Annotated in this window: 13 protein-coding genes; 6 read left to right on the top strand and 7 right to left on the bottom strand. The window is 61.8% G+C overall.

The features are described from left to right. Positions 1 to 213 precede the first annotated feature (213 nt). Positions 214 to 564 carry a flagellar hook-basal body complex protein FliE gene (fliE, locus tag ACTHJ1_RS13545; protein ID WP_440193206.1) on the top strand — a complete coding sequence of 117 codons (351 nt, stop codon included), beginning with the start codon at positions 214 to 216 and terminating at the stop codon, positions 562 to 564. On the opposite strand, the gene ACTHJ1_RS13550 is transcribed toward fliE, so the two are convergent. The 6 genes from ACTHJ1_RS13550 to ACTHJ1_RS13575 form a co-directional block, all read right to left on the bottom strand. Further along, on the bottom strand, positions 554 to 913 hold the full coding sequence (locus ACTHJ1_RS13550) for an EscU/YscU/HrcU family type III secretion system export apparatus switch protein (protein WP_440193208.1): 360 nt from the start codon (positions 911 to 913) through the stop codon (positions 554 to 556). The two genes, fliE and ACTHJ1_RS13550, sit on opposite strands and share 11 nt — an antisense overlap. Further along, positions 910 to 2,310, bottom strand: coding sequence for a flagellar hook-length control protein FliK (gene fliK, locus ACTHJ1_RS13555; protein ID WP_440193210.1), 1,401 nt, complete (start codon positions 2,308 to 2,310; stop codon positions 910 to 912). The genes ACTHJ1_RS13550 and fliK overlap by 4 nt, the downstream gene beginning before the upstream one ends. A 35-nt stretch (positions 2,311 to 2,345) precedes the next feature. Beyond that, a complete protein-coding gene (locus ACTHJ1_RS13560) occupies positions 2,346 to 2,693 on the bottom strand; it encodes a flagellar protein FliT (RefSeq protein ID WP_440193212.1) in 348 nt (115 codons plus the stop codon). A 28-nt stretch (positions 2,694 to 2,721) separates the two neighbouring features. After that, positions 2,722 to 3,180, bottom strand: coding sequence for a flagellar export chaperone FliS (fliS, locus tag ACTHJ1_RS13565; RefSeq protein WP_440193214.1), 459 nt, complete (start codon positions 3,178 to 3,180; stop codon positions 2,722 to 2,724). An 18-nt stretch (positions 3,181 to 3,198) separates the two neighbouring features. After that, positions 3,199 to 4,647 carry a flagellar filament capping protein FliD gene (gene fliD / locus ACTHJ1_RS13570; RefSeq protein WP_440193216.1) on the bottom strand — a complete coding sequence of 483 codons (1,449 nt, stop codon included), beginning with the start codon at positions 4,645 to 4,647 and terminating at the stop codon, positions 3,199 to 3,201. A gap of 127 nt (positions 4,648 to 4,774) precedes the next feature. Then, positions 4,775 to 5,155: a flagellar protein FlaG gene (locus tag ACTHJ1_RS13575; protein WP_440193218.1), complete on the bottom strand. Its 381-nt coding sequence runs from the start codon at positions 5,153 to 5,155 to the stop codon at positions 4,775 to 4,777. A gap of 278 nt (positions 5,156 to 5,433) precedes the next feature. Between ACTHJ1_RS13575 and folC the strand changes: the two genes are divergently transcribed. From folC to ACTHJ1_RS13600, 5 genes are read left to right on the top strand one after another with little or no spacing between them, the layout of a single operon-like run. Continuing rightward, positions 5,434 to 6,744, top strand: coding sequence for a bifunctional tetrahydrofolate synthase/dihydrofolate synthase (gene folC, locus ACTHJ1_RS13580; protein WP_440193220.1), 1,311 nt, complete (start codon positions 5,434 to 5,436; stop codon positions 6,742 to 6,744). A gap of 59 nt (positions 6,745 to 6,803) precedes the next feature. Continuing rightward, positions 6,804 to 7,625: an SPOR domain-containing protein gene (locus tag ACTHJ1_RS13585; protein ID WP_440193222.1), complete on the top strand. Its 822-nt coding sequence runs from the start codon at positions 6,804 to 6,806 to the stop codon at positions 7,623 to 7,625. Further along, entirely contained in the window at positions 7,622 to 8,134 is a 513-nt protein-coding gene (locus ACTHJ1_RS13590) for a CvpA family protein (protein ID WP_440193224.1), read from the top strand. The genes ACTHJ1_RS13585 and ACTHJ1_RS13590 overlap by 4 nt, the downstream gene beginning before the upstream one ends. A 10-nt stretch (positions 8,135 to 8,144) precedes the next feature. Beyond that, positions 8,145 to 9,668 (top strand): amidophosphoribosyltransferase, encoded by a 1,524-nt coding sequence (purF, locus tag ACTHJ1_RS13595; protein ID WP_440193226.1) that lies wholly within the window; start codon positions 8,145 to 8,147, stop codon positions 9,666 to 9,668. 21 nt (positions 9,669 to 9,689) lie between these two features. Further along, positions 9,690 to 11,408 (top strand): sensor domain-containing diguanylate cyclase, encoded by a 1,719-nt coding sequence (locus ACTHJ1_RS13600; RefSeq protein WP_440193228.1) that lies wholly within the window; start codon positions 9,690 to 9,692, stop codon positions 11,406 to 11,408. 77 nt (positions 11,409 to 11,485) lie between these two features. Here ACTHJ1_RS13600 and ACTHJ1_RS13605 read toward each other — a convergent pair whose 3' ends face one another. Then, positions 11,486 to 11,962: a disulfide bond formation protein B gene (locus ACTHJ1_RS13605; protein ID WP_440193230.1), complete on the bottom strand. Its 477-nt coding sequence runs from the start codon at positions 11,960 to 11,962 to the stop codon at positions 11,486 to 11,488. Positions 11,963 to 12,068 lie beyond the last annotated feature (106 nt).

Genomic DNA, 12,068 nt, shown 5'->3' on the forward strand with positions numbered 1-12,068 from the left:
TCGGCGTCGGCCCGCATTCGCCAATCGACGAAAACAAGCGTATTTCGGGTGTTGTTTGTTTCACCCTGTTTAGATGGAAGGCAATTATGTTACATGTGAAGATGTTACATGTGAACTATTGGGTGTTTTGGCGGCTTTTGGGTGCAATGCCCTCGCAGCGTCCGCGCTATTCTTAGACCCAATCTCATCGAATTCTGCAAGGAAGTCCTAGCCATGGCGGTTTCAGGCATATCCGGTGTCGAAAGCATGTTGCAGCAAATGCGGGCATTGGTTCAGGCTGCCCAGCAGGGGGTATCGGATCCATCCGAATTATCGCCTACTGTTTCGTCCAGCCAGGCGGCAACCAGCTTCGCCGATGAGCTGAGCAAATCGATCAAACGCATTTCCGACGCGCAACTGACCGCCAAGGCGCAGGCCGAGAGATTCGAGCTGGGCGATCCCAATGTGTCGCTCAACGAAGTCATGATCAATACGCAGAAAGCCAATATCGGCTTTCAAACCGCCGTGCAGGTGCGCAATCGTCTGATCAGCGCCTACAACACGATTTCGCAGATCACGATATAGCCTCGCCCGGGTTGGCGGGGGCGGCTACGGGGGCACCCGGCACCATAGGCAGGCTAGGGCGCGGTGTCCGGCCGGGGGCGCTACGAGATTCCAGCCGATAAAGCCACGCCAAAAGCTCCGCAACGGCCAGATAGAGCTGCGGAGGAATGTGCGAGTCCAGGTCAACCTGCATGAGCAGGCCGACGAGTTCCGACGACTCATGCACGTACAGGCCGTTCTCGCGTGCGACGCGTGTGATGGTGTCGGCCAGCTTGCCGTAGCCCTTGGCGACGACGCGAGGCGCGGTATCGCCTTCATCATACGAGACAGCGACGGCTGCTCGGCGCGGGTCGGCATAGCGGGTGTTCATGACAAGTCGAAAGGCGAGGGCGGCTGAGAGTCGACAGTGAGCTGGCTCAGGGCCAGCCCAGCCGAGACAAACTGTTGGCGCAGCGCGTTACTGTTCTGGCTAAGTTCGCCGGCGCTGCTGGGCGCGACCAGACTCATCACCACTTGATTGCCCGCGAGCGTCAGCCTTGCCTGAACCATGCCCAGGCGCGGCAGCTCGACCTGCAGGCGGGTAGCCCAGTGATCGTTGTCCATCAGCTCACCGCCCTGGGTGCGGTCGCGTGACACCTCCCACTCCATATGAGCGCCGGGCCAAGCCTGGCCCTGCCAGGCAAAAGACTGATTGGCCAGCACGTCGAGCTGCTGGTGAACCAGTGACGTGGCGGCAGGATGAATGCCGGCCAGGGGATTGCCGCCACCGGCCAGCGAACTGGAAAGACTGAGCGAGGTAGAGCTGCCGCCGCCGGTAGCATTTTGCTGTGCGATCGATGCACTCTGTGTACCCTGGACCGTTGGGGCTGCGCCGTTCCAAGCACCGCCTTGCGTCGCGGCTGGCATCGTCTGCGCGTTGGTCGGCGCGCTGGCCGACACGTTGGCCGCCGGTGCAGGTACAGGCGTGTCGCGGGTGATGACGGCACCCTGGTTCAGCTGGGCCTGCGGTTCCCTGGCGATCTCTTGTGCGGTGCGCTGACCGAACACCATCTGGGTCAGGTGCGATTCGTAAAACAGCCCGGTTTCCTGGACGGCAGCACGCAGCGCCAGGGTGATCTGCGCAGCCTGGGTCGTGCTGGAAGCAGCCGTCGGTTGCATGCCGGCAGTCTGCCCGGTCGCCAGCGTAGCGGGTGTCTGCTGGCCAGCGCGGACCGGGGTAGGAACCGAGGCGGCATTCGAGGATGCCGCGGTTTGAGGCTGCTGTTGCTGCTGCCCTTGCGCATCGTCAGATTGCCGGCCCGCTTGCGCCACGGCCGCATTCGTCTGCTGGCCTATCGGCGTCGGTGTTCCTGGGGCGCGGCCCGGCCCGCCCCCGGCGCTGGATGTGCGGGATTCTTCCTGGTCGCCGCTCAGCCCTGTCCAGAGCGGCGCTTTGCCTTGACTGGGTGGCGCCTTGTCGGGCGATTGCGCGAGCAACGCCAGGATGGTGCGCGCGGTTGCGCCAAGGGTGGTGGGCGCGGAAGGGGTAAGGTCGGTGCTGGTGACCAATCCCCGGGCAGCAAGCGATAGCGCCGTGGCCGTTTTGGCATTGGCGATCTGCTGCGCCGTATCTCCCTCCGCTTCGGGGAGTATGGGCTGGCCGTTTTCGTCCAGCTGAGGATTTTTTTCGGGGTCTGCCGTCGGGGCAACGGCATCGGGGCGGGCGCCGTTGAGCAGATTGGCATAGGCCGACATGCTGGTGCCCAGCACGGCGTCCAGCCTTTGCACCAGAATGCTGCTTAGGGCTGGCGGCCCAACTACGCTCATAGACTAGGCGTCCGGCCCTGGTAGGCGAGCATAAGCGATTGTTGGCGGCGCATGCGCCCCAGCATCTGGCTCAGATTTTTAAGCTGAGGCATGGCGAGATCTCGGACGGCGGCATCGTTATCCAAGATTTGCACCAGCAAATCGTATTTGACGCCGCGCGCCGCACTATCGAGCGCAGGCTCGACGCATTCGAGATTGCGCAGCCGTTCGACGGACTGGCAGTATTCCTTGCCGTAGTCCACGACCTTGCTCCAATCATCCGCCTGCGCAGCCGTGAGCATGGCGCCGGTAATGTGGGCGATGCTCTTGTAGATGTCCAGCACGGGGGCCGGCGTTGACGTCATGAGGGCCTCGGAAATCGGGCGGAAAAGATCAGGGTTGTTGCGCCTGCCCGGGTTGCGACTCGTCGATAGCTTGCGGTTGGGGGTCAACTGCCTGTTGCCACGCGGTCTGCAATTCGGCCAACAAGCGATCGGCTATGTTGAGTTGTTCGATATCGGCTCTGAAATTGGCCAGATACAGACTTCGGAGAATGTAGTTGTACAGTCGGGACAAATTCTCCGCGACTTCGCCGCCAGCCGACAGGTTCAGACTTTGCTTGAGACCTTCATCCACGATGCGCGTGGCATGGCTAATGGCTTTGCCTCTTTCGGGAATCTGGCCGGCCTCCATGTGGATCTTGGCCTTGGCGATTGCTGCGCGCGCGCCGGTGAAAAGCAGTGTGACCAGCCGGGTGGGCGACGCATTCAACACTGCGGTTTCCAGGCCCACGTCGGCATAAGACCGAGTGGAGCGCGTCGTGTAGGAGGTACGTCTTTCTGCGTAAGCCATAAGGAAAGCTTGAAGCGGTTACCCCGACGATTTGCTCATCGCGGCAAATTGTTGGGTCAGGTAGGTGCTGGTGCTGTTCATTGTCGCGAGCAGGGTATCCAGGTTGGTGAACTCAGTGCGATACCGGTTCATGTCTCCCGTGACCGTGCTCAATAGCGTGCTGTACTGGCTTTGCAACGCGGTGATGGTCTGCTGCAATCCGCTCGTGGCATAGGAAAGCGTTCCTGTGATGCCTGAGGCGCTATTGCCCAGAATGGTGTTGGCTGCACTCTGGATGTTGGCTGCCAGCCCGCTGGCGCTGGTGAACAGGGCGGATACATCGGTCGGATCCGTAGTAATGGCGTTGTTCAGCGTGGTGGTATTGAGATTGAGTTTGCCGGTGTGGGAATCCGTGGTGATGCCCAGGTCGGCCAGCGACTGCAGCGTGCCGGTGCCAATGTAGACCCGCAGCGCCTGTGCGATCGCGTTCCGTGCGTTATTCGTGGTGTTGTCGCCGGTTAGCGGGCTGGACGTGCTGTCGGCGGTGTTAAACGCAGTCAGGCTGCCGATGGTGGTCTGCAGTGCGTTGTAGGCCGTGACGAAAGCCTGCACCGCGTTCTCGGGAACGCTGGCATTGGCGGTGAGATTGAGCGTGTCGCTGCCGCTGGAAGCCGTCACGCTGTTGAGCGTGAGCGTGACGTCGTTGATGGCATTGGAGATGGTATTGCTGCTGCTGGTGACGGCGATGCCATTGATCGTAGCGGCGGCGTTCTGGGCCGTCTGCGACAGCGTCATGGTATTACCGCTGGTGGCGCCTGCAGTGTAGGTCAGGGCGCTGGCCAGCGTGCTGTTGCCGCTGACGCTGATGCTCGAGATGGCGTTGGTCGTGCCGGTTTGCGAACCGGTGATCATCAGGTATTCGCCGCCGCTGCCGTTGTTGACGGCAGTGGCGTTCACGCCGGCCGAACTGTCGTTGTTGATGGCATTAATGACGCCTTGCAGGCTGGTGTCGCTGTTGCCGGTGAGATTGATGGTCTGGCTGGAGCCGTTGGCCAGCGTAATGGTGATGGAGCCGCCGCTGCCGAAGCTCTGGCTGCCGGCCGTCGCGGTGGGAATGGCGGTGGACGATTGAAGCTGATCGGCCTGCGCGAGCGCTGTGACTACGACCTTGTACGAGCCGGCGATGGCGCCTGTGGCGGCGGTCGCGGTGATATCGGTGCCGGTGACCGAGGATTTCACGGAGCTGAACGTGCTGGCCTGACCCAACGTGGCGGCGGCGCTTTGAACGGCCTGGATCGCGCTTTGCAGGGTGGCGTAGGCGGAAATCTTGGTCTGGGCGCTACTGATCTGGTTGTTGATGACCGTGGTCGGCGCCAGTTCGGCTGCCTGGAGTTGGCTCAGAAGCCCCGCGAGATCCAGGCTCGAGCCGACACCCAGCGAGGTAATCAAACCTGCGTTGGCGGTGTTGGAAATAGCGCTGGTGGTCATGGAAATGCTCCTTCTGCCTCGGCAGGCGGTACGACGTTAATTTTGATCAATCCGGTGCGCGTCTGATCGTCGGGGCAAGGGGGATAAGATGCGTTTGTTCTCGCGAGAGAAAAGGTCACCTGTACGGTCATGCCTCGGTCTTCACGGCATTGCCCTGGAATTTCGCGATCATCTTGGCAATGCGCAGCACGGTTTCCGAGGGAATGGTGCTGATCGTCTTGCCGGTCTGAGGGTCGATGATGTCAACCACGACCTGGTGGGTGTCCGGGTCGATGGTGAATTGCATCTGAGCGTCCCAGCTATGCAGTTGATCGTTGACCGATTGTAGGGCCTTGTCGACCGAAGCCCCAGAGCTGCCGTGCTGCTGCTGCGAGGTGGAGCTGTCGGTGCCGCGCCCGTCGGAGGCGCTCGCGGCTGGCGCGATGGGCTGGGCTGTCGCGGCTATCGTGGCATCCACCTGCGGCAGAGTTAGATTCGCTGTGGGGGGCACAAACGAAAGTATGTCCATGTTTCGCTCCGTTAAGGTATGCGCAGCACAGCTTGTTGGTATGGTTTCTCGGAAATCTTTACGGCATGCCCCAAGTAAACTTTAGAAAACGAATCGAATGCCGCAGCAACATTGTCAACAAATATAAATTATTGAAAATTCAAGGCAAATCAGGAAGGAGCCCTCATTTTCCCGAGGCGGCGAATCTAGCGAAAACCCTGGGCTCGATTTTCTCCGAAAACCGACGCGAACGGCCCGGCTGTTAAAATGGGGCGTTGTTTCTTCTTGCTATTTCGCTCATGTCTTTCGCCGCGCCCCCTGATGCGTCCACCCCGCTGGACGGTTGGCTGCATTACCTGGAAGTCCTCCATGCAAAGCCTATAGACCTTGGGCTGCAACGGGTGAGCGAAGTCGCTAGACGGCTGGACATTCGGCTGGACGCGGTCAAATTTGTTGTAGGCGGCACCAATGGCAAGGGTTCCACCTGCGCCATGCTCGAGGCCATGTTGCTGGCTGCGGGCTACAAGGTCGGCTTGTACACCTCGCCACACCTCATCCACTTCAACGAGCGCGTCCGCATCAACGGTGAATTGGTGACGGATAAAGCGCTGGTCGAACAATTCCACGCCATCGAAACGGCCCGCGCCGAAATCAGTCTTTCTTATTTCGAATACACCACGCTCGCGGCGCTGCGTCTTTTCGCGCAGAGCGGACTGGATGCCGTGGTGCTCGAAGTCGGCCTTGGCGGGCGCCTGGACGCCGTCAACATCGTCGACGCCGATTGTTCCGTCATCACTAGTGTCGATCTGGATCACATGGACTACCTGGGTGATACTCGGGAAGCCATCGGTTTCGAGAAGGCTCATATCTATCGCGCCGGCCGGCCGGCCATCTGCAGCGATCCGGTGCCGCCGCAGTCCTTGCTGGACTACGCCGACAAGATCGGCGCCGACTTGTGGCTGTTCGGCCGTGATTTCAATTATTCGGGCGACCGCCAGCAGTGGGCTTATGGCGGGCGCAGCCAGCGCCGTTCTGCGCTGGCCTATCCTGCCCTGCGCGGCGCCAATCAACTGCTCAACGCCGCCGCGGCCATGGCGGCGCTGGAGTCAGTGCGTCAGCGGCTGCCGGTGCCCCAGCAGGCGGTGCGTCTGGGCCTGGCCCAGGCGGTGCTGCCGGGCCGCTTCCAGATTCTGCCGGGCCAGCCCCTGGTCATACTCGACGTGGCGCACAATCCGCATGCGGCCGCCGTGCTGGCTCAGAACCTCGACAATATGGGCTATCACCCTTACACCTACGCGGTCTTCGGCATGCTGTCGGACAAAGACCTTGCCGGGGTGGTGGCCAAGTTGGGCAGCCGTATCGACCATTGGTATTGTGCCGGGCTGCCAGGGGCGCGAGGAATGCCCGGCGAGGCGTTGGCCGAGCGCGTTCGGGCTGCCTTGCCGGTGACCCCGGCCGGCGAGGATGCGCCGGGAGTACAGGCCTGCCAGGACCCGGCTGCGGCGTATGCCGCGGCGCGGAAAAGGGCGGGTGAGAATGATAGAATTCTGGTGTTCGGCTCCTTTCTTACCGTGTCCGCCGTCATGCAGGCGCTGGGCCGATCGACCTGACCGGTCGGCCGGGTATTGGGCAGCAAGCCGGACAGCAACGATAGACATCGGGCGCCATAATGGGCTTATTCACACGCAAAGATTCCGCCGCAGCCAAGAAAGGCGAAGCACGGCGCCCTCCGGTGTCCAGCGAGATTCAAGCAGCCGAACTACGCGCCCGCGCCCGCAGGCGTCTGGCCGGTTCGGTAATTCTTGTTCTGGCCGCCGTCATTGTTTTGCCCATGGTGCTCGACTCCCGGCCTACTCAAGTGGCCGACGACGTTTCTGTGAGCATCCCCGGAAAGGACACGCCTTATCAGCCCGCGGTATCCAATCCGCAGACGCAGCAGCCCGGCCAGTCAGCTTCTGCGCCCGCGACGCAATCTTCGCCGGACGCAGCGAGTTCCGCGCCTGCGGCCAGCACGCCTTCCCCTGCCGCGGCTGCGCCCATTCCCGAAGCGCCGACCATGGTCGATCTGCAGCGCTCGTTGACCAAACCTGAGCCGAGCAAGCCGGAGCCCAAGACCGAGGTCAAGGCGGAGCCCAAGCCTGTGGAAAGCAAGCCGGCTCCGGTAGCGCGCACCGACGACGGATCGGTTGCCATGGCCTTGCTCGAAGGCCGCAAGCCGCCTGTTGCCGCGCCTGCCAAAGCTGCTCCCGGAGCCGCCGGCAATTATGTGCTGCAGATCGCCGCCTACAGTTCGCAGGCCGATGCCCAGCTGCGCTACAACAAGCTGCGCCAATCGGGCATCAGCAACGCCTATCTCGAGCCCTATACCTCGGGTGGCAAATCTCAATATCGCTTGCGCGTCGGGCCGTTTCCCTCGCGCGAGGCCGCTCAGGCAGCCCAGGCTCGCTTGCGCGCGCTCGGCTATGACAACGGCTTCATCGCGGCGAAGTGACCGGATTCGATTTCGCCGTACTGGGAATACTGGCCGCCTCTGGCGTGTTGGGGCTGGCGCGCGGCTTGTTGAAAGAATTTCTGTCGCTGGCTGCCTATGCGCTGGCCTTCGTCGCGGCGATTTGGTGGGGTGGCATCGCGGCCGGCTGGTTGATTCATCTCATACAGAATCCGCTGCTGCGCGCCGGGGCGGCCTATGCTGCGGTATTCATCGGGACTCTGCTGGCTGTAGGCTTGGTCAACATGGCGCTGGCCGCACTGATCCGCGCGACGGGCTTATCGCCCGCAGACCACGGGCTGGGCGGCATTTTCGGCCTGATCCGAGGGGTGCTCATTATTTTGGCGCTGGTTGTGGTGTGCGGGTACACCACACTGCCTAAGGAACCTTGGTGGCAGCAGGCGAAATTCTCGCCCCTGGCAGTCGAGGCGGTACAACAGATCAAGTCGCGGCTGCCTCATTCGTTGGCGGAATTGCTGCCGCCCAACACGCAGTATTCGAGCGTCAATTAAGGAACTCACCATGTGTGGAATCGTCGGGGTCGTCGGGCGCGGACCGGTCAATCAGTTGCTCTACGACAGTCTGCTGCTGCTGCAGCACCGCGGGCAGGATGCTGCGGGTATCGCCACGTCGCATGGCAATCACTTCAATATGTTCAAGGCGCATGGCCTGGTGCGCGATGTGTTCCGCACCCGCAACATGCGTTCGCTGCCCGGCAGCAGCGGCGTAGGCCAGGTGCGCTATCCCACGGCCGGCTCCAGCGACAGCGAGGAAGAGGCTCAGCCTTTCTACGTCAACGCGCCGTTCGGCATCATGTTCGCTCACAACGGCAACCTGACCAACTGGCGCGAGTTGCGCGAGTCGCTCTATCGCGTCGATCGACGCCACATCAACACCAATTCGGATTCCGAAGTGCTGCTCAATGTGCTCGCGCACGAGTTGCAGTCGGCGGCCGGAGGCACGTCGCTGGACGACGACGCAATTTTCCGCGCCGTGACCATGGTGCACAAGCGTGCACGCGGGGCTTACGCCGTTGTGGCGCAGATATCGGGCTACGGACTCCTGGCGTTCCGCGACCCCTTCGGCATACGCCCCTTGTGCCTAGGCAAGCTGGAAACTGACGATGGCGTGGAGTGGATGGCCGCCTCGGAATCGGTGGCGCTGGAAGGCAGCGGTTTTAGCTTTGTGCGCGACGTACTACCCGGCGAAGCGGTGTTCATAGACCTAGATGGCCGCGTGGTCAGTCGCCAGTGTGCCGACAATCCGCAGCTCGCGCCCTGCGTTTTCGAATACGTCTATTTCGCCCGTCCCGATTCTCTTATCGACGGCGTGTCGGTATACGATGCCCGTCTGCGCATGGGCGAATATCTGGCCGACAAAGTGGCACGTACCATGCGCCTGGGCGACATCGACGTGGTCATGCCCATCCCCGATTCGTCGCGTCCGGCGGCCATGCAGCTGGCTTCGCGCCTGAACCTGAACTACCGCGAGGGGCTGATCAAGAACCGCTACGTGGGCCGCACGTTCATCATGCCGGGCCAGGCGGTGCGCAAGAAATCGGTGCGCCAGAAGCTGAACACCATCGGCATGGAATTCAAGGGCAAGAACGTGTTGCTGGTTGACGATTCTATCGTGCGCGGCACGACCAGCCGCGAGATCGTCGACATGGCGCGTGCCGCCGGCGCGAACAAGGTGTATTTCGCTTCGGCCGCGCCGCCGGTGCGTTATCCCAATGTGTACGGTATCGACATGCCCACGCAGCAGGAATTGATCGCCACGGGCCGCGATGACGAAGAAATCGCGCGCACCATCGGCGTAGACGGCCTGGTCTATCAGGACCTGAGCGATCTGCAGCAAGCCATCCGCGATCTCAACCCGGCCCTGCAGCGCGTGGAAGCGTCGTGCTTCGACGGTCAGTATGTCACCGGTGACATCACGCCCGAGTATCTGGCACGACTCAGTCAATCGCGCGGCGGCAACTCCGGGGACGACGAGGCCGCTGGTGGGTTGCAGTTCAACATGGGCTATGTAACCAGCGATACTTGAGTTTCCAGACCGAACAAGTCCGTGAACCGTAAACGCTCCTCGCTACGGCTTTCGCTGATATTGCCCTTTGTGGTGCTGATTTCGCTGCTTACGGGCGTGCTGGGCGTATTGTGGTACTGGATGGACAGCACGACTGTGTCGGGGCTGTCCAAGCAGGTCATGGTAGAGATCGTCGAGCGCACAGCCCAGGCGATCAGCCAAGACGTGCGCTATTCGAGTGCTACGCTCGAAGTAGCGTTCCCCAATGGGCTGCCCGCAGCGACCGACATCAGCAGCGACCTGGGCAATCTGCAAAGGCGCCTATGGGCTGCCGCATCGTTGCGCGGCACGGCGGGTTCGGTCTATTACGGCAATATCGCGGGCCAGAGCATCGGATTGCACCGTGACGGAAATCAGGCAAAGATGCGCCTGAATTCGCTGGCCGGCAAGCCTCGCCAGCACTTTCTTCTCGACGGCATCACCGGCACGCCCAAGCCCACCTTTTCAGAGACGGCGGTCTTCGATCCGCGTAGCCGACCCTGGTTCAAACTTGCGCGTCAGGCTGATGGACCCATCTGGACGCCGGTGTATGTCGACTTCGACAATCACGATCTCGTCATGACGCTCGCCCGGCGCGTCCAGTCCAGGACGGGGGCATTCGAAGGCGTCGTCGCAACGGATATTTTCCTGAATACGCTGCGACGCTTCGTGGACCGGCTGCCTTTGAGTCATGGCGGACAAGTTTTCATTCTTGAACCGGACGGTGCGCTGATCGCGGCGTCGGGCATGCCCAACGTACGGCTCGACGCCCATGGCGAACTCGAGCGCATCAACGCCCGGACGAGCGGGGATTCGATGCTCGCGTCGGCTTATGCGCAGCTGCGGTCGGTTTTTCTGGAATCGGACACGCCGACAGGCACGGCTCTGATAAGGGCTTCGAATGGCAAGAAAATCCAGCTTGCCTACAAGCACATCACCGACAGAAGCGGCTTGAACTGGATCGCCGTCGTGGCGGTTCCCCGCGACGACCTGTTCACGACCGTCCGTCAGAACGTAATACTCGTGATCGCGCTGGGCCTGCTCGCGCTGGGTCTTGCGCTGGCAATCGGCTTGCACATATTCAGCGGCATCGCCGGGGATATGCGCAGGCTCGCGCACGCGGTGCGCAGAGTCGGCCAGGGGGAAATCAATGCGCCGATCAGGGTAGACCGCAATGACGAGATCGGCGAACTGGCTAATAACTTCGGTCATATGCGCGACAGCCTCTTCACCGATAAGCTTACCGGGTGCGCCAATCGCGATGCTTTGCCGCACATTCTTGCGATGCTGATGCGGGGCACGGAGGAGGGGCGGCCGCCGCGGCCTTTTACGCTGCTTTTTATCGATCTGAATTACTTCAAGCCGCTCAACGATCGATGGGGGCACGACAATGGCGACCGCGCGCTCATCGAGATCACACAGCGCATCAAAGCCGAATTGCCCAAACACGGCGTGCTGGTCCGCCTGGGCGGCGATGAATTCGTCGCTGCACTGCCTGGGGTCGACGACGACGCGAAAGCCGTTTGCGAGCGCCGCCGTCTGGAATCCGTACTCGAACCTGGGCTCACGTCGCTCAAGGGTGTTCCGCAAGGCGAGGTGGTGGCCGTGGGCGCCTCGATCGGATACGCCTTGTACCCGCGCGATGGAGCGGATCCGCAGACCTTGCTCAGACATGCGGACCAAGAGATGTACCGGCGCAAGAACGCTGCTGCGCGCATCTGATTAGTCCAGCTGTGTCCTGCCGGGCTTGCCGCAGGCGGCCGCCTTGCCCTGGGGCGCGGCCCCCGGCGGAAAGCGCTTCAGCGGCGTTTGAACGAAGCCGCCAGCGCGACCAGCAGGATTAGCGTGAAGAGCGCCATGCTCCACACGACGTATTCCACGCCCAGTACCTTCACCATGGCGTCTTTGCACATGGCATAGATGCCGAACAGCTTGGGCATCGAGGCGTCGAGCCCCAGGCCGCTGATGAAGCGATCGGCGAATGTCTGCGCACAGGTTTCCAGATGTGCAGCCACACTGTACTGATACCAGGCGGCGACCAGGCCGCAGATAGACAGTGCGGCGGTCAGCAAGGTCGCCGGCCGGCCCAGCGTGCGACCGCCGATCAGACCCAGCAGGGCCAGTACGCCGATCACCAGATAGATCAGGCGCTGCAGCACGCACCAGGCGCAAGGCTGCATAAAGAAGACATACTGCGAGACCAGCGCCACAGCCAGGGCACCGAAGGAAAACAGGGTGATCAGAACCAGCGGCAAGCGGTTGTTGGAGAAGGTCATGGCGTTGATGGGTGAGTGTTTTGGAAAATAGTTGGCGGGGCGAATCACGAAGCCGTGGCGGCAAGATGCTGCGCATCCCGCAAGAGGCTCAGGAAGAGGTCGTGTG

The sequence above is a fragment of the Bordetella sp. genome (assembly GCF_051960075.1).
In the GTDB taxonomy this organism is placed as follows: domain Bacteria; phylum Pseudomonadota; class Gammaproteobacteria; order Burkholderiales; family Burkholderiaceae_B; genus Bordetella.